The sequence below is a fragment of the Pseudoxanthomonas wuyuanensis genome (assembly GCF_900215535.1).
Classification (GTDB): domain Bacteria; phylum Pseudomonadota; class Gammaproteobacteria; order Xanthomonadales; family Xanthomonadaceae; genus Pseudoxanthomonas_A; species Pseudoxanthomonas_A wuyuanensis.
Window position 1 is genome coordinate 66,993 of record NZ_OCND01000007.1, and the last position, 16,678, is coordinate 83,670.

A 16,678-nucleotide genomic window follows, 5' to 3' on the forward strand; every position below is an offset into this window, starting at 1 on the left:
GTTTTGACCGGCGGTTACGGCTTCACCACTTCCGATTCGACCACCATGTCCAGCACATAGGCCGTATCGGACGCGTCGGCCGGAACCGGGTCGCGCCTGAAGCGCTTGACCCGCAGCACGTTGCGCACGCCCGGCTCGTGGGTATACCCCTCGATCCCTTCGTAGAAGTGGCTGAACCCGTCCGTGCCGGCGATCTTGACGCCGTTGTCGTCGTAGCGGATTTCGCGCACCTGCAGGCATTGCTTGTCGGCAATCAGCGGGTGGCTGCAGGGCTTGGTCTGCGCCGCCACTTCCAGGAAGGCCTGCTCGCCGGCGCCGCCGTAGCGGGTTTCGGCGGTGGCATAGCCGGTGAAGGCCAGCACATCGCCCTGGCTGTTGGTCAGGGTCAGCTGCGGCATGCCGTTGGCCGGCTGAATGGCGAACGACAACGTACCTTCCAGGCGCTTGCTGACTTCCTGGTCCAGCGTCGTCAACGCGTTGTCGGCGCAGGCCATCAGCGTCGAGGACAGTTGCTCGATCTTCAGCTGCGTGCCGTCGATCGCATAGCCGCCGCCGATGCGGTTGCAGGTGTTGGCGATGCCGAGCCGGCCCTGCGCGAAGTCCAGCTGCACCGGCTGCTCGGCGCGGACGAACAGGGTATCGATGCGCCGGCCTTCGGCGTCGGCGGCGCCGCTCAGGCGCCAGTGGTATTTCGGCAGCAGGCTGGCGTCGGCCGGTGCGGTTGTGGCGGCCGATGCCGTCGGCGCTTCGGTCGCCGCCGTGTCATCGGCCGGTTTGGGGCAGCCGGCCAGCAGCAGCGGCAGGGTCAGCAGCAGAAGTCGTTTCATGGCGCGCTCCTAGGATGGCCTATGCAAACGTACGAATGCTTAGAACGGGGTGAAGGCCGCAACTTGCCCGCGCCGGCGCACCGCACGACGCAGGCGCCGGCGGCATGCGCGGTGTCAGCTGCCGGCGGGCATCAGCAACAGCAGCGCCGCGCCCAGCACGATGCGGTAGATGGCAAAACCGGTGAAGCGGTGCGACTTGATATAGCCCAGCAGCCACCTCACCACCACAAAGCCGGTTGCCGTCGCCGCGGCGAACGCCACCGCCACCGCGCCCCAGTTCTCGCTGCCCAGGTCACCTTCCAGCGCCAGTTCCAGGAAGGCGTAGCCGCTGGCCGCGAACATGGTGGGAATACCCACCAGAAACACGAATTCCGTGGCCGACGAGCGTCGGCTGGTGCCGGCCAGCATGGCCATGAAGATCGCTGCCGCCGAACGCGAAGTGCCCGGGAACACGCCGGCCACCACCTGCGCCAGGCCTACCAGCACCGCCACTTTCCAGGTCACCAGCGGCTGATCGCCGCGGCGTTCGGCGAAATGTTCGGCCGCCATCATCCAGACACCGCCCAGGATCAGCGCCCAGGCGATCGGGGTGACCGTTTCCGGCAGTTCCCAGCCGGCCAGCCGCACCGGCAGGCCGACCAGCGCGGTGACCAGGAAGGCGACGGCGATCTTGGCCACGTAGTCGCGGTTTGCCGCGTCGCGCCAGCCGCTGGCCAGCTGCCACAGCCGCTGCCGGAATACCAGCGTGATCGCCAGGATCGCGCCGGCCTGGATGACGATGTTGAAGAAGTCCGAGCGCTGGCCCAGCCAGTGCTGCACGATCAGCAGGTGGCCGGTGCTGGACACCGGCAGGAATTCGGTCAGGCCTTCGATGATGCCGAGCAGCAGGGCGGTAAGCAGATCCGTCATGGCGGGGAAATGAGATGGGGGAATGATCAGGATAGAGGATTATGGAAAGCACCAAAAAGGTGCAGTTCCTTGCGATGAGAAACCACCTTGGTGCAAATAGCCGCGCCGCCTTGACCTAATGCCTATAAAAATCAACAGGTTGCCGCTTATCGGAAGTTGGCATGTGGCTTGCTTATATTCAGCCACGTTCAAACCCTATCCGAGGTTGCAAAGATGTCTGCGGACAATGTTGAAAAGCTGATCAAGGACAACAAGGTCGAGTTCGTCGACCTGCGTTTTGCCGATATTCGCGGTGTGCAGCACCACGTCACGTTCCCGGCCAGCATCGTGGAGCCGGCGTTGTTCGAAGACGGCAAGATGTTCGACGGCAGCTCCATCAGCGGCTGGAAGGGCATCAACGAGTCCGACATGGTGCTGCTGCCCGACGCCAGCACCGCCTACCTGGATCCGTTCACCGCCGACCCCACCGTGGTGCTGACCTGCGACATCCTGGATCCGGCCACCATGCAGGGCTATTCGCGCTGCCCGCGCGGCGTGGCCAAGCGCGCCGAGGCCTACCTGAAGGCCAGCGGCATCGCCGACCAGGCGTTCTTCGGTCCGGAGCCGGAATTCTTCATCTTCGACGCTGTCCGCTACGCCAACGAAATGGGCAACACCTTCTTCAAGATCGACTCCGAAGAAGCGTCCTGGAACAGCGGCACCAAGTACGAAGGCGGCAACAGCGGCTATCGTCCGGGCGTGAAGGGCGGCTACTTCCCGGTGCCGCCGGTCGACTCGCTGCACGATCTGCGCGCTGAGATGTGCAAGACGCTGGAACAGATCGGCATCGAAGTCGAAGTGCACCACCACGAAGTGGCCACCGCCGGCCAGTGCGAGATCGGCACCAAGTTCAATTCGCTGGTCAAGAAGGCCGACGAACTGCTGGCGATGAAATACGTCATCAAGAACGTGGCCTTCCGCAACGGCAAGACCGCCACCTTCATGCCCAAGCCGATCGTCGGCGACAACGGCAGCGGCATGCATGTGCACCAGTCGCTGGCCAAGGGCGGCGACAACCTGTTCTCCGGCGACGGCTACGGCGGCCTGTCGCAGATGGCGCTGTGGTACATCGGCGGCATCTTCAAGCACGCCAAGGCCATCAATGCGTTCGCCAACTCCGGCACCAACAGCTACAAGCGCCTGGTGCCGGGCTTCGAGGCCCCGGTGATGCTGGCCTACTCGGCGCGCAACCGTTCGGCCAGCTGCCGCATTCCGTGGGTGTCCAATCCGAAGGCGCGCCGCATCGAAATCCGCTTCCCGGATCCGCTGCAGACCGGCTACCTGACCTTCACCGCGCTGATGATGGCCGGCCTGGACGGCATCAAGAACCAGATCGACCCGGGCGCGCCCAGCGACAAGGATCTGTACGACCTGCCGCCGGAGGAAGAGAAGAACATCCCGCAGGTCTGCTCCAGCCTGGATCAGGCCCTGGAAGCGCTGGATGCCGACCGCGACTTCCTCAAGGCCGGTGGCGTGTTCAGCGACGACTTCATCGATGGCTACATCGCGCTGAAGATGCAGGAAGTGACCAAGTTCCGCGCGGCGACCCACCCGCTGGAATACCAGCTGTACTACGCCAACTGATGGGTCATGGCGCGGACGCTGTCATGGCTGCGGAGGGGCGGATGTCCGGCCCGCCGCAGCGCGGCGGGCGTTCGGAAGGGATGCGCGGCAGTGCCGCGCAAGCATCCCTTCCTTACCCGCTGGAATACCAGCTGTACTACGCCAACTGACCTTCTTTGCCGTGTTCTCGCGGCGATGGCGACGGCCTACCCCTCCCACCCGTCGCCATCGCCGCACCTACCGCCCGGCTGGGGAGCCGGAAACGCAGGCAACCGCCTGTGCGGCATCGCTGCAACAGGAGCCAACACGATCACGGAGATCGCAGCACTGCAACATCGGGGGACACCACAGGAGAGATTCATGAACCGCAATTCCCTCCCACGTCATCTGTTTCCGCCGCAGGCCATCGCAGCGGGCGCAGCAGCGGTTCATGCATCGCTTCGCACCGACAACGTATGCGCCGTCAGGGGGCTGCGCGCACGGGTGTACTGAAACCGCCGGCCGGCTCGAAGGCCGGCCGGTTCCATCCACCATCGGGGTATGCGCATGAAACTGATCACCGCCATCATCCGGCCATTCAAGCTAGACGAGGTACGAGAATCCTTGTCGCAAGCGGGCGTGTCCGGCATCACCGTCACCGAAGTCAAGGGCTTCGGCCGGCAGAAGGGCCACACCGAGCTCTACCGCGGCGCCGAGTACGTCGTCGATTTCCTGCCCAAGATCAAGATCGAAACCGTGGTCACCGACGAGCGCCTGGATGCCGTCATCGAGGCCATCCAGCAGGCCGCCGGCACCGGCAAGATCGGCGACGGCAAGATCTTCGTCACCTCCATCGACCAGGTCATCCGCATCCGTACCGGCGAAGTCGGCGCGGACGCGCTCTAACACTCGGAGTTCCCACATGAAGACCCCATTGTTTTCCGGGTGGAAAACCCGTGTGCAGATGTTGTGCCTGGCTGCGTTGTGCGGCCTGATGCTGGGCGGGATGGCGTTCGGCGCGCTGGCCCAGGAAGTCGCCGAACCGGTGGCCGAAGCGGCAGCTGCAGCTGCCGAAGCGCCGCCGGCCGAAGCGGCCGCCGAAGAAGCGGCAACCGAGGAGGCCGCTGCCGAAGAAGCCACTGCCGAGCCCATCGTGGACAAAGGCGACGTGGCCTGGATGATGACCTCCACCTTGCTGGTGCTGCTGATGGTGGTGCCCGGCCTGGCGCTGTTCTATGGCGGCATGGTGCGTTCGAAGAACGTGCTGTCGGTGCTGATCCAGGTCGTTACCGTGTTCTCGCTGCTGGCGATCCTGTGGGTGGTCTATGGCTACAGCCTGGCGTTCGAGGGCGGCAACGCCTGGATCGGCACGCTGGACAAGCTGTTCCTCAAGGGCGTCACCATCGACAGCCTGGCCGACACCTTCACCGATGAAGTGAAGCTGCCGGAATACGTGTTCATCGCTTTCCAGCTGACCTTCGCCGGCATCACCGGCGCGCTGATCGTCGGCGCCTTCGCCGAGCGGGTGAAGTTCGCCGCGGTGCTGCTGTTCTCGGTGATCTGGTTCACCTTCGGCTACGTGCCGATCGCGCATATGGTCTGGGGCGCGGGCGGCTACCTGCTGGACAAGGGCGCGCTGGATTTCGCCGGCGGCACGGTCGTGCATATCAATGCCGGCGTCGCCGGTCTGGTCGGCGCCTGGTTCGTCGGCAAGCGGGTCGGCTTCGGCAAGGAGGCCATCAAGCCGCACAACGTCACCCTGACCTTCGTCGGCGCTTCGCTGCTGTGGGTGGGCTGGTTCGGCTTCAATGCCGGCTCCAACCTGGAAGCCACCGCCGGCGCGGCGCTGGCCTTCATCAACACGTTGCTGGCCACCGCGGCGGCAATCCTGGCCTGGGCGTTGACCGAGAAGGTGATCAAGGGCAAGTCCTCCGCGCTGGGCGTGGCCTCCGGCGCGGTCGCCGGCCTGGTCGGCATCACCCCGGCCTGCGGCAGCGTGGGGCCGTTCGGCGCCATCGCCATCGGCGCGGCCGCCGGCATCATCTGCGTCTGGGGCGTGACCGGCTTGAAGAAGCTGCTCAATGCCGACGACAGCCTGGACGTGTTCGGCGTGCACGGCATCGGCGGCATCGTCGGCGCCATCCTGACGGGCGTGTTCACCGCGCCATCGCTGGGCGGTACCGGCGCCGAAGACTTCAGCATTGCCAGTCAGGTCGGAATCCAGGCCTTGGGCGTGGGCGTGACCATCGTCTGGATCGGCGTGGTGTCGGTGGTCGCGTTCCTGATCGCCAAGGTCGTGTTCGGTCTGCGGGTGGCCGAGGAGGCTGAACGCGAGGGCCTGGACATCACCTCCCACGGCGAATCGGCCTACGAGGCCTGATCGCAATGCCGGGGCGCCATTGCACTAAACTGGTGCAATGGCGCCCCGGACCCCCTTCACGATGTCATCCGAACCCGCCACCGAAGCGCTCAGCACGCCGGTGGCGTGGGCCGACGCCGACGGCTATCTGCTCGGCGCCAACTCCGCTTTCGCCCGCTGGCTGGGCGTCAGCAGCCGGCGTCTGCACGGGCAGCCGCTGGCCGCGCTGGAAATAGAGGGCGACGCCATGGCCCGGTTCCTGGAAAACACCGATCGCGACGTGCTGCGCCTGCACCGCATGGCGCTGGCCATGCCTGGCGAGTCGCCGCGGTTTGCCGAAGGCTGGCTGTCGCGGCTGGAGGCTGGCGGCTGGTTGCTGGAAGCCCACCCGCTGGACGAGTTCCCGTCGGTCGATCCGGCCCAGGCCCTGCCCAGCGCGCTCAGCGCTGCATTGAAGGGGCTGGCCCATGAACTGCGCAATCCCCTGGCCGGCCTGAAGGGCGCGGCGCAGCTGCTGGCCCGTCGCGCGGCCCACCGCAGCGACTACGACGACGAACGCGAACTGATCGGCCTGATCGAATCGGAGATCGAACGCCTCAACGGCCTGCTGGAACAGCTGCTGTCGCCGTCGCCGCAACGTCCGCACGCCGCGCTGAACATCCATTCGGTGCTGGAACGCGTGTTGCGGCTGGCCGAAACCGAAGGCGGCTGGTCGGTGCGCCTGCAGCGCGACTACGACCCCAGCCTGCCCGAGCTTTCCGGCGATGCCGACCGCCTGACCCAGGCGGTGTGGAACCTGGTCCGCAACGCCAACCAGGCCGGCGCCACCAGCATCATCCTGCGCACCCGGGTCGAGCACGGTGCGCGCATCCACGACCGCCTGCATGCGATGGCGCTGCGGGTGGAAATCATCGACGACGGCCGCGGCGTGCCGGAAGAGCTGGCCGAGCACCTGTTTTTGCCGCTGGTCAGCGGCAGGGCCGAAGGCAGCGGCCTGGGCCTGGCGCTGGCGCAGCAGGTGGCGCGCGAGCACCGCGGCGCGCTGAGCTACCGCTCGCGGCCGGGCCATACCGTTTTCACCCTGCTGTTGCCGCAGCTTTCCGGCGACGGCGAAGAGGAACCCCATGTCCATTGAACGAGTGCCCGCAGCTGCATCGTCGGCCGATGCCCAGCGCATCTGGGTGGTCGACGACGACCGCTCGGTACGCTTCGTGCTGGCCACCGCGTTGCGCGATGCCGGCTACGCGGTCGACGGGTTCGACAGCGCGGCGGCGGCGCTGCAGGCGCTGGCCTCGCGCGAGGTACCGGACCTGCTGTTCACCGACGTGCGCATGCCCGGCGACGACGGACTGGTACTGCTGGACAAGCTGAAAGCCAGCCACCCGCAGCTGCCGGTCATCGTGATGTCGGCCTATACCGACGTGGCCAGCACCGCCGGTGCGTTCCGCGGCGGCGCCCACGAGTTTCTGTCCAAGCCGTTCGATCTGGACGACGCGGTGGCGCTGGCGGTGCGCACGCTGCCCAACGCCGAAACCGCCGCCACCGACGCGGTAGAAGCCGAAATTCCGCAGGCTGCCGGCAGCACCGAACTGATCGGCGACACCCCGGCGATGCGCGCACTGTTCCGCGCCATCGGCCGCCTGGCGCAGGCGCCGCTGTCGGTGCTGATCACCGGCGAGACCGGTACCGGCAAGGAGCTGGTCGCGCACGCGCTGCACAACGAATCGCCGCGTTCGCGAAAGCCATTCGTCGCGCTGAACACCGCCGCCATCCCGGCCGAGTTGCTGGAGAGCGAGCTGTTCGGCCATGAAGCCGGCGCCTTCACCGGCGCGCAGCGGCGCCATATCGGCCGTTTCGAGCAGGCCGACGGCGGCACGCTGTTCCTCGACGAAATCGGCGACATGCCGCTGCCGTTGCAGACGCGGTTGCTGCGGGTGCTGGCGGAAGGCGAATTCTTCCGGGTTGGCGGGCGCGAGCTCATCCAGGTCGATGTGCGCGTGATTGCGGCCACCCATCAGCACCTGGAAGCGCTGGTCGCCGAAGGCCGCTTCCGTGCCGACCTGTTGCACCGGCTGGATGTGGTGCGGTTGCAGTTGCCGCCGCTGCGCGAACGGTTGGCGGACGTGCCGCAACTGGCGGAAAACTTCCTTGCCGTCGCCACCCGCAAGCTCGACACCCTGCCCAAACGCTTTTCGCCGGCGGCACTGGACGCGCTGCAGGCCTATCCGTGGCCGGGCAACGTGCGCGAACTGGAAAACGTCTGCTGGCGGCTGGCCGCGCTGGCGCCCGGCGACATCATCACCATGGCCGATCTGGACGATGCGCTGGGCCGCGGCGCAGCGGTTGCCGCAACCGCGACCGGCGAGTGGGATGCGGCGCTGGCCGAGTGGGCGCGCCTGCAGCTGGCCCAAGGCGCCGAGGGGCTGCACGCGCAGGCGCGCGAACGCTTCGACCGCGCGCTGCTGGAAGTGGCGCTGGAGTTCACCCACGGCCATCGCGCCGAGGCCGCTGCGCGCCTGGGCGTGGGCCGCAATACCGTCACCCGCAAGCTGGGCCCGGGCCGCAAGCGGGGCGGGTGAGCCTTTTCATTGCGTGTAAATGGCATGGCGGTTAGGTTTGGGACAACCCGAATCACTGGAGTCCCCGCATGCGCATCGCACTGATGGCTGCCGCCGCCGCATTGTCCGTCGCCGCCTGCAGCACCGCGCCGGAAAAGCCCCCGGTCGCCGCCGTTCCCGAGATTCCGACCACCAGCACCGCCAGCGAGGCGGTCGCCAATCTGGCCTCGGCCTCCGGCAGCCTGGTCAGCGGCAGGGTCAAGTTGGTGCCGATGGGCAAGGGCGTGCATATCACCGGCGTGGTCGGCGGGCTGCCGGCGGGCAGCTCGCACGGATTCCATGTGCACGAGAAGGGCGATTGCAGCGCCGCCGATGCCAGTAGCGCCGGTGCGCACTTCAATCCGTTCAATACCGCGCATGGCAAGGCCGAATCCGGCGTTCACCATGCCGGCGACATGGACAACATCGTTGCCGACGCCGAAGGCGTGGCCAGGATCGATGTGCACGTCGCCGGCGTCACCCTGGGCGGCGGCGCGGTCAACGACATCGCCAGCCGCGCGCTGATCGTGCATGCGGCAGCGGACGACTACCGCAGCCAGCCGGCCGGCAACGCCGGCGCCCGCGTCGCCTGCGGCCTGATTACCGTCACCCGCTAGCGGACTGCGGTTGCAGGAACGACGTCAGTCGCGATGAAGCTCTACCGGTAATGCTTCATCGCGACTGACCCGTGCCGGCATGCCGGCACGACTCCTGCAGCCATGTGGGTCAGGACTGCAGCGATTGCCGCGGGTCGGCCTTGCCCGGGCAATGGGCAAAGGTCACCGGGATGCCGTGCGCCTCCAGCACCGCCGCCAGCTGCTGCTGGCGCGCCTGGAAATACTGGTAGGCGCGGTCCAGCTTGTCGTCGCCGACAACCGTCGGCGCATAGCGCAGCCGCCATGCGGCCGGTTCGAACAGCGCGATATGCGCCTGCCCGCCGGCATAGCGCAGCAGCGGCTCCGGCGGCGCATCGAGCCAGCTTTCCTCCTCCGGCGCCAGCAATGCGGTCTCGATCACCGGCCACAACGCCTCCAGGCCGGTGTTCTGGTACTGCATGGCCATCATCGCGGCCAGATCGTGGACGGTCATGTAGCGCGCGTGTTCGACCTGCGCACCGAAGGCCTGCTGCGCCAGCAGCGCGGTATCGGCCTGAGCCATGCCGGTTTCCAGCAGAATCTCCTCCAGCCGCTCGCCGACCGCCGCAACGGCTGCCGGCTCGCCGCTGAGCAGGAACGGCAATACCCGCAGCGCACCGCCGCGCAGCTCATCGTCGGCCTGGAACGGCAGCGGCACATCGCCAAGCTCGTCGGCGCCGAATGCGATCAGCCGCGCCCCCTGCTTGCCGCCCGGCGCCCGTTGCAGCAGTTCCAGCAGGCGCCGATGCAGCGGCCAGCCGGGCCGCAGAGCCTCGGCCGGATCGAAATGCGCCGCCGCCAGGCACAGGTCGAGATCGCCGATCTGCGGTACCAGCGCGGCCAGATCGCGCCCCAGCCGTTCGGCCAGCGCGCCGGCCTGCTGCGGCCGCAGCGCGGCCTGCAGCGGTTGCTGGCCGGCGGAAAGCTCCAGCGCTATCACGCCCATCACGTAGCTGTCTGTTGCGGATCGAGTCATTTGGCGACCGTGGAGGGGGGCATTACACTTGCATTATGCCTGCCGTTGCGCAGGCGTCGAATTCATCCCTTCCGCGCGAGGTCTTCCATGCCATCAGCCCGCCCCGTCGCCATCCTCGGCGGCGTCCGCATTCCGTTCTGCCGTCAGAACACGGCCTATGCGGATGTCGGCAACCTGGGCATGTCGGTGCGCACGCTGGGAGCGCTGGTCGAACGTTTCGGCCTGCACGGCCAGCAGCTGGGCGAAGTGGCGATGGGCGCGGTGATCAAGCATTCCTCGGACTGGAACCTGGGCCGCGAAGCGGCGCTGTCGTCGGGCCTGTCGGCGCTGACGCCGGGCATCACGCTGCAGCGCGCCTGCGGCACCAGCCTGGATTCGATCATCACCATCGCCAACAAGATTGCGCTGGGGCAGATCGACTCGGGCATCGGCGGCGGTTCGGACACCACCTCCGAGGTGCCGATCGTCTACGGCAAGAAGCTGCGCGCGCGGCTGCTGGCGGCCAACCGCGCCAAGACCACGCAGGACAAGATCAAGGCGCTGGTCAAAGGCTTCAAGTTCGGCGAGCTCAAGCCGGAATTCCCCGGCGTGGCCGAGCCGCGCACCGGCAAGAGCATGGGCGATCACTGCGAGGACATGGCCAAGCAGTGGAACATCTCGCGCGACTCGCAGGACGAACTGGCGGTGGCCTCGCACAAGAAGCTGGCCGCCGCCTACGAGCGCGGTTTCTTCACCGATCTGATCGCCCCGTTCCGCGGGCTGGAGCGCGACAACATCCTGCGTCCGGACACCTCGCTGGAAAAACTGGCCACGCTGAAACCGGCGTTCGACAAGATCTCCGGCCGCGGCACGCTGACCGCCGCCAATTCCACCCCGCTCACCGATGGCGCCGCCGCGGTGCTGCTGGCATCGGAGGAATGGGCGCGGGCGCATGGCCACGAGCCGCTGGCCTACCTGCGCGATGCGCAGGTGGCGGCGGTGGACTTCGTCCACGGCGAAGGCCTGCTGATGGCCCCGACCATCGCCGTACCGGAGATGCTCAAGCGCCATGGCCTGAGTCTGCAGGACTTCGACTTCTACGAAATCCACGAGGCCTTCGCCGCGCAGGTGCTGTGCACGCTGCGCGCGTGGGAGAGCGAGGAATACTGCCGCAACCGGCTGGGCCTGGACGCGCCGCTGGGCAGAATCGATCCGGAAAAGATGAACCCCAACGGTTCCTCGCTGGCCACCGGCCACCCGTTCGCCGCCACCGGCGCACGCATCGTCGCCACCGCCGCCAAGGAACTCAAGCAACGCGGCGGCGGCCGCGCATTGATTTCCATCTGCACCGCCGGCGGCATGGGCGTGGTGGCGATCGTCGAGCGCTGAGGCCCGTCGGCAGCGAGAAAGTTGTGGGAGTCGTGCCGGCATGCCGGCACGGGGGAGTCGCGTCATCGATGTTTCCGGTCGCGACTCACGTCGCTCCCACAACCGACCCTAGCGTGCGCCTCGGCGCACCGCAACGTGAGGTCTTGACGAAGATCGCAAGCTGGCGCCGGGACCGCCGCTACGGGCGCAGCCGCGGCACGCCGTGTTCATCGCGCTCTTCCACCACGGCCTGGTCGTAGATCTTCTGCCGGATGTCGCGCCCGGGCAGCTCGATGGCCGCTTCACCGCGGCGGGTCTTCAGCGCGTTGGCGAAGCACCGCTGCGCCATCGCCTCGTCGCCGGCGGCGGCGAATCCTTCGCCCATTTCTTCCCAGGCCTCCGCGCCGGCGCCCTGCGCCAGCGCCCGGTGCAGGAACTCCTGCGCCTGCCCCCACTGATTCTGGCGCCGCGCCAGCCGCGCCAGCGTTACCAGCAGCGCCGGGCTGGCGGGGTGGGCCTGCAGCCAGCGTTGCGCGCTGGCGCGGCGCGAATCCAGCTTGCCGACCGCCAGTTGTCCGTACAGGCGCACCAGCGACTCGTCCCATTGCGTGTCCAGCGCATGTTCCAGGCTGTGGGTGGCGGCATCGTCCCAGCGCAACGCCGCCGCCCGTCCGGCGTAGGCGGTCACCACGGCGACATCGCTGCGCAGCGGTTTGGGCAGGGTTTCCCAGCGCTCGGCCAGTACGTTGGCGTCATCGGCCTGCTGCAACGACTGCGCGGCCAGATCCGCTTCCAGTGAGGCCAGCGCGTCGCTGGTCAGCACCTGCTGCTGGCGCAGCGAACCCAGCAGTCCCCACGCCTCCCCGGCGCGCCCGCCGGCGGCCAGCGCCTGCACCCGCAGCAATACGCCGCGCGGAGGCAGCGGCTGCACGGCAGGCGTATCCAGCAGCGCCAGCGCCGCGGCGTATTGCTGCCGGGCCAGCGCGCGTTCGGCGCCCAGCAGCGCCGCAGCGGTCGGGTTGCGCTGGGCCAGGGCGTCCAGATGACGTTGCGCGGCCACCGCATCGCCACGCGCATCGGCGGCGCGGACGGCCGCCGCCAGTGCGACCGCGTCGACCTCGGGGTCTTCGGCGGCGCGTTCGAGCAGTTTCTCCGCGCGCTGCCAGTAGCCGCCCTGCAGCGCTTCCAGGCCTTCGATCAGCCGCGCCCGCGCCTGCCTGCGGCGGTGCTGGCTCCATATCCGGAACGGCAGGCTGAGCAGGCGCCACAACAGCCACAGCAGCATGGCCGCAAGCAATGCCGCCGCCGCGGCGCGCGGCACCGTGGTGCTGTAGTCGTAGCCGCCGAAACGGACGAAGACCTCGCCGAAATCGCGGCTGGATTCCTGCGCCAGCCATTGCGCGGCGAACACGCCCGCCACCACCAGCAGCAACATCGATACGACGGTCCGGAACAGCTTCATGGTTCCACCTCCGGGTCCGGCGCGTCCGGCGATACGACGGCCGGCGGCACCCGCAGTTGCAGGCCGGCCGAACGCAACTGGCGCAACTGCTGCAGCGTACTGCCCAGTACCGGCAGATCCGGCCGCAACGGCTCGGCGCGCAGGGTTTTCAGTTGCTCCCGACCTTGCCGCAACGGCGGTGAATCGGGCCACAACCGCGGCAACCAGGCGTCGATCCTGTCCAGCGCGGCCTGGAAGCCGGCCCGATCGCCGCGTTCCAGCGCGGCACGGGCCAGGCTGAGTTCGATCTGCAGCGCGGCCTCGCCGGCGGCGCGCTGCGGCGGCGCGATGATCGTTTCATCGCGCGAGGGGCGCACATCGACCAGCGGCGCCAGCAACCGCTGCCAGGCCGGACGCGGTTGCGCGTCCTGGTCGGCGGGCCGGCGGGGCAGGCGCGGGATCTGCGCAGCAAACGCTTCCAGTTGCGCCGCCAGGGCGGCCTGCGGCGCCGGGCCCAGTGCGTCGATCGCAGCGCGTTCCTGCGCCAGCACCTGCTTCAGGTTGAGCAGCCGGTGATCGTCGATGCCGTCCAGCGTGCCGGCCGCCAGTGCGTAGGCGCGGCGCGCACCGTCGACATCGCCGGCGATCTCCAGCCGTTGCGCGGCCTGCGCCAGCAGCATTTCCGCTTCATCCAGCCGCAGCGCCTGCGCGCCGTGACGGCTAGGGTCGGACAGGCGGGCGACGCTTTCCTCGAGCAACGCGCCGCGCTGGCCCAGGCCGAGCACCTCGTCGCGAAGAATCCGGTTGCTGGCGGACGCGTCCTGCAAGCGCTGGGTCTGCGCGCGCAGGTCCCGGCGCAGCGTCTCGACCCGCTCCTGCAGCGCAGCCAGCTGTTGCTCGGCCTCGCTGGCTTGCGCCTGTGCCTGCGCCCTTCGGGACTGCCAGCTTTCCCAACTGCGCCAGCCGGCGAAGGCGACCACGGCGATCGCCAGCAATGCGATCCAGAGACCGCGCTGGTTGCGGCCGCGGGGAAGCGGATTGGATTCGTCGTCGGTCACGTCAGCGTCCCTGTCTCCGGCAGAACATGCGGTTGCGTGCAGATGCTAACGGATACGCCCGGCGATGGCGGCAACCGCGGCATCCAGCAACTGCGCCGGCCGCGGGCCGGCTGCGCGGACAATCCGCTGGAACCCGGCGGCGGCGGCCTGTTCGGCCAGACGGTCGCTGGCGGCAGCCACCGCGCACTCCAGCAACCGGCGCCTGGCATCGTCGGGCAGGCTGGCCATTGCCTGGGTCAGTGCCGCACCGCTGCTCAGCAGCAGACAAGCGGGCGCCGGCAACTGCCGCAAGCGCTCGATGGCGCGTTCGGGGATCGCCACGGCCACGCGCCGGTAGACATCGGCACGGTGCAGGCGGGCGCCGCGCGCCTGCAGCGCCGGCGCCAGCACCCCGCGCCCGTCCGGGGCGGTCACCAGCCCGACCGACCGCCCCTGCAGGTGCTGCAACTGCGGCAACTGCAGCAGCCCTTCGCTATCCATCCGCTGCGGCGAGATCACCGCGCCCACGCCGGCGCGGCGCAGCGCGGCGGCGGTGCCGCTGCCGACCGCCAACCAGTTCTGTCGCGGCCGCGCCCGCAGCGGCGCCAGCCGCGCCGCGCATGCGACCGCGGCCGGACTGGTGAACAACACATTGTCGGCCGCCAGCGCCAGCGCCAGCCCGGTCGCGGCCTCCGGCTGCACTTCGATACGCCAGGGCGAAAGCGCCAGCAGGCCAGCGCCACGCCGCGCCGCGGCACGCCGCAACGCCGCATGCCCGCCCTGGGGGCGCAACGAGATGACGTACCATCCTGCCGGTTCGGTGAAAGCCATGCTGGGATTATGTTCGATGGGTGTGGAAACTGCGCTGCAGGATTTGCGCGATTACTGCCGCAGCATGCCGCCGGTGGCGGCGATGCAGGTACAGGTCGATGGCTATGACGAAGACGGGCTGCGCCTGTCGGCGCCGCTGGCGGCCAACGTCAACGACAAGGGCACCGCTTTCGGCGGCAGCCTGACCTCGCTGATGACGGTGGCCGGCTGGGGATTGCTGACGCTGCGGCTGCAACTGGCAGGGCTGAAGGCCGACGTGTTCGTGGCCGACAGCGCGGTCCGCTATCTGGCGCCGCTGCGGTCGGACCTGCAGGCGCAGGCGGTGCTGGCCCCGGACCAGTCATGGGAAGGTTTTGTGCAGACGCTGCGCCAGCGCGGGCGCGCGCGCATCCAGGTCCTGGCCCGGGTCGCCCTGCCCGATGGCGCCATGGCCACCACGCTCAGCGGGCGTTTCGTCGCCATCGCCAAAGGCGGCGACGGGCCATGAACCGCTATTTCATCCCAAGGCCGGCAATACGTTCTAGGATGTCCGCCATTATCCGGGGGCAGGCGATGCGTATTCATATTCGGGCTGTGATGCTGCTGGCATTGGCGTGGCTGGTGCCCATGAGCGCCGATGCGCTCAATTCGCGCCAGCGTTCCAAGCTGGAGGAGATCCAGAACGCCTATGCGGCGGCGATCCGCTGGGGCGATTTCGAAAGCGCCTGGCAACTGGTGGATCCGGAGTACCGCGCCGAACAGCCGATGACCGATCTGGAATTCGGCCGCTATGAGCAGGTGCAGGTTTCCGGCTATCGCGACATCAACGTCAGCGCCGATCCCGACGGCACCATGGTCCGCAACATCGAGCTGCGGGTCATCAACAAGCACACCATGGCCGAGCGCACGCTGCGTTACCGCGAACGCTGGAAGTGGGACGCCGAAGCCAAGCGCTGGTGGCTGGTGGTGGGGCTGCCGGACCTGTGGCAGGGCCAATGACGCCGCCTTTGCGGCCCGGCTATGCGACAATCGCGGCCCGTTTGACAGCCGCCTACCCCTGTGAACCTTGAAGAACTGCTGGCCTTCGCCGGTCGCAACCAGATTATGTCGCTGGCCTTCGTTGGCCTGACCGTGGCCATCATCGCGACCGAAATCGCCCGTCTTTTCCGCGGCTACAAGCCGCTGCGGCCGGCCGAGCTGACTGCGCTTATCAACCGCGAAAACGCCCTGGTGGTGGATATGTCGGCCAGCGGCGACTTCGAAAAAGGCCACATCGCCGGCAGCCGCAACGTTGCGCCGAGCCAGTTCGACCCCGAAAGCAAGCTGATTGCCGCCGCCAAGTCGCTGCCGGTGGTGCTGGTCTGCCGCAACGGCCAGGTTTCGGCCGGAGCCGCCAAGCGGCTGAAAAAGGCCGGTTTCGAGCAGGTCTACTGGCTCGATGGCGGCGTCGCCGCCTGGCAGCAGGCCGATCTGCCGCTGGTCAAGGGCCGCTGAGCCGCAAAGTCGCGCGCCTGCCCTTGAACCCGGGCAGGCGCGTCGCCATCCCATGACATAATTGTCCATTCACCGCTTCATTCAACCGATCCCGGAGTACGAAATGTCCGACGAAACCACCAACGGCGCGGTCGCGCCTGCCGCCGAAGCCGCGGGTCCCGCTTTCTCCGTCGAAAAGATCTACGTCAAGGACGTTTCGTTCGAGGTTCCTGGGGCACCGGCGATCTTCAGCGAGAACGTACAGCCGGAGCTGCAGCTCAACCTGAACCAGCGCGTGCAGCGGCTGAACGAGAACGTATTCGAAGTGGTGCTGGGCGTGACCCTGACCTGCAAGGCCGGCGACAAGACCGCCTATGTGGCCGAAGTGCAGCAGGCCGGCATCTTCGGCCTGGTCGGGCTGGAGCCGCAGGCGGTGGACGTGCTGCTCGGCACCCAGTGCCCGAACATCCTGTTCCCGTACGTGCGCCAGCTGGTCAGCGATCTGGTCCAGGCCGGCGGCTTCCCGCCGTTCTTCCTGCAGCCGATCAACTTCGACGCGCTGTACGCCGAAACCGTGCGCCAGCGCCAGGCCCAGGCCGACAATGGCGGCGAGCTGGCCAATTCGGAACCGGCCGGCAACGCCTGATCCGTGTTGGGGACTCCGGTCTTGGCGCTGCGGCGCGAAC

At 68.1% G+C, this 16,678-nt stretch carries 17 protein-coding genes and 1 pseudogene; 12 read left to right on the forward strand and 6 right to left on the reverse strand.

The window, feature by feature from the left end; translation table 11 throughout:
- Nucleotides 1–14 precede the first annotated feature (14 nt).
- Complete coding sequence (locus CRO39_RS14350) at nt 15–827, reverse strand: META and DUF4377 domain-containing protein (RefSeq protein WP_097122641.1); 813 nt, start codon at nt 825–827, stop codon at nt 15–17.
- Nucleotides 828–941: 114 nt separating this feature from the next.
- Nucleotides 942–1,736: an undecaprenyl-diphosphate phosphatase gene (locus CRO39_RS14355; protein ID WP_097122642.1), complete on the reverse strand. Its 795-nt coding sequence runs from the start codon at nt 1,734–1,736 to the stop codon at nt 942–944.
- Between the two features lie 213 nt (nt 1,737–1,949).
- On the opposite strand from CRO39_RS14355, the gene glnA reads away from it, so the two are divergent.
- The 7 genes and pseudogenes from glnA (at nt 1,950) to CRO39_RS14385 (ending at nt 8,890) form a co-directional block, all read left to right on the forward strand.
- Nucleotides 1,950–3,359: a type I glutamate--ammonia ligase gene (glnA, locus tag CRO39_RS14360; RefSeq protein WP_097122643.1), complete on the forward strand. Its 1,410-nt coding sequence runs from the start codon at nt 1,950–1,952 to the stop codon at nt 3,357–3,359.
- A gap of 339 nt (nt 3,360–3,698) precedes the next feature.
- Complete coding sequence (locus CRO39_RS21300; protein ID WP_274382270.1) at nt 3,699–3,830, forward strand: hypothetical protein; 132 nt, start codon at nt 3,699–3,701, stop codon at nt 3,828–3,830.
- Between the two features lie 54 nt (nt 3,831–3,884).
- Nucleotides 3,885–4,223, forward strand: a complete 339-nt coding sequence (locus CRO39_RS14365; protein WP_057656795.1) for a P-II family nitrogen regulator — start codon at nt 3,885–3,887, stop codon at nt 4,221–4,223.
- Between the two features lie 241 nt (nt 4,224–4,464).
- Nucleotides 4,465–5,697, forward strand: a pseudogene (locus CRO39_RS14370) (ammonium transporter); the annotation flags it as partial.
- A gap of 37 nt (nt 5,698–5,734) precedes the next feature.
- Nucleotides 5,735–6,811 carry a two-component system sensor histidine kinase NtrB gene (locus tag CRO39_RS14375; RefSeq protein WP_176520214.1) on the forward strand — a complete coding sequence of 359 codons (1,077 nt, stop codon included), beginning with the start codon at nt 5,735–5,737 and terminating at the stop codon, nt 6,809–6,811.
- On the forward strand, nt 6,801–8,255 hold the full coding sequence (gene ntrC / locus CRO39_RS14380; RefSeq protein WP_097122646.1) for a nitrogen regulation protein NR(I): 1,455 nt from the start codon (nt 6,801–6,803) through the stop codon (nt 8,253–8,255). Before CRO39_RS14375 ends, ntrC begins: the two co-directional genes overlap by 11 nt.
- A gap of 68 nt (nt 8,256–8,323) precedes the next feature.
- Nucleotides 8,324–8,890 (forward strand): superoxide dismutase family protein, encoded by a 567-nt coding sequence (locus CRO39_RS14385; protein WP_238394678.1) that lies wholly within the window; start codon nt 8,324–8,326, stop codon nt 8,888–8,890.
- Between the two features lie 109 nt (nt 8,891–8,999).
- Here the strand turns inward: CRO39_RS14385 and CRO39_RS14390 are convergent, their stop codons facing one another.
- Nucleotides 9,000–9,884 (reverse strand): serine/threonine-protein kinase, encoded by an 885-nt coding sequence (locus tag CRO39_RS14390; protein ID WP_097122647.1) that lies wholly within the window; start codon nt 9,882–9,884, stop codon nt 9,000–9,002.
- 87 nt (nt 9,885–9,971) lie between these two features.
- On the opposite strand from CRO39_RS14390, the gene CRO39_RS14395 reads away from it, so the two are divergent.
- A complete protein-coding gene (locus tag CRO39_RS14395) occupies nt 9,972–11,252 on the forward strand; it encodes an acetyl-CoA C-acetyltransferase (protein WP_097122648.1) in 1,281 nt (426 codons plus the stop codon).
- Between the two features lie 178 nt (nt 11,253–11,430).
- On the opposite strand, the gene CRO39_RS14400 is transcribed toward CRO39_RS14395, so the two are convergent.
- Genes CRO39_RS14400 through CRO39_RS14410 form a run of 3 tightly spaced genes read right to left on the reverse strand, consistent with a single transcriptional unit; the run spans nt 11,431 to nt 14,540 of the window.
- Nucleotides 11,431–12,693: a heme biosynthesis protein HemY gene (locus CRO39_RS14400; RefSeq protein ID WP_097122649.1), complete on the reverse strand. Its 1,263-nt coding sequence runs from the start codon at nt 12,691–12,693 to the stop codon at nt 11,431–11,433.
- On the reverse strand, nt 12,690–13,730 hold the full coding sequence (locus CRO39_RS14405) for a uroporphyrinogen-III C-methyltransferase (protein ID WP_097122650.1): 1,041 nt from the start codon (nt 13,728–13,730) through the stop codon (nt 12,690–12,692). The genes CRO39_RS14400 and CRO39_RS14405 overlap by 4 nt, the downstream gene beginning before the upstream one ends.
- Before the next feature lie 45 nt (nt 13,731–13,775).
- The gene (locus CRO39_RS14410; protein ID WP_097122651.1) at nt 13,776–14,540 is read right to left on the reverse strand and encodes a uroporphyrinogen-III synthase; all 765 of its coding nucleotides are present in this window, start codon (nt 14,538–14,540) and stop codon (nt 13,776–13,778) included.
- A gap of 16 nt (nt 14,541–14,556) precedes the next feature.
- On the opposite strand from CRO39_RS14410, the gene CRO39_RS14415 reads away from it, so the two are divergent.
- The 4 genes from CRO39_RS14415 (at nt 14,557) to secB (ending at nt 16,638) form a co-directional block, all read left to right on the forward strand.
- The gene (locus CRO39_RS14415; protein ID WP_425479705.1) at nt 14,557–15,027 is read left to right on the forward strand and encodes a YiiD C-terminal domain-containing protein; all 471 of its coding nucleotides are present in this window, start codon (nt 14,557–14,559) and stop codon (nt 15,025–15,027) included.
- A 65-nt stretch (nt 15,028–15,092) separates the two neighbouring features.
- Nucleotides 15,093–15,518 carry a hypothetical protein gene (locus CRO39_RS14420; protein WP_097122653.1) on the forward strand — a complete coding sequence of 142 codons (426 nt, stop codon included), beginning with the start codon at nt 15,093–15,095 and terminating at the stop codon, nt 15,516–15,518.
- Nucleotides 15,519–15,578: 60 nt separating this feature from the next.
- Entirely contained in the window at nt 15,579–16,013 is a 435-nt protein-coding gene (locus CRO39_RS14425) for a rhodanese-like domain-containing protein (protein WP_162125883.1), read from the forward strand.
- 103 nt (nt 16,014–16,116) lie between these two features.
- A complete protein-coding gene (gene secB / locus CRO39_RS14430) occupies nt 16,117–16,638 on the forward strand; it encodes a protein-export chaperone SecB (protein ID WP_097122654.1) in 522 nt (173 codons plus the stop codon).
- Nucleotides 16,639–16,678: the final 40 nt, after the last annotated feature.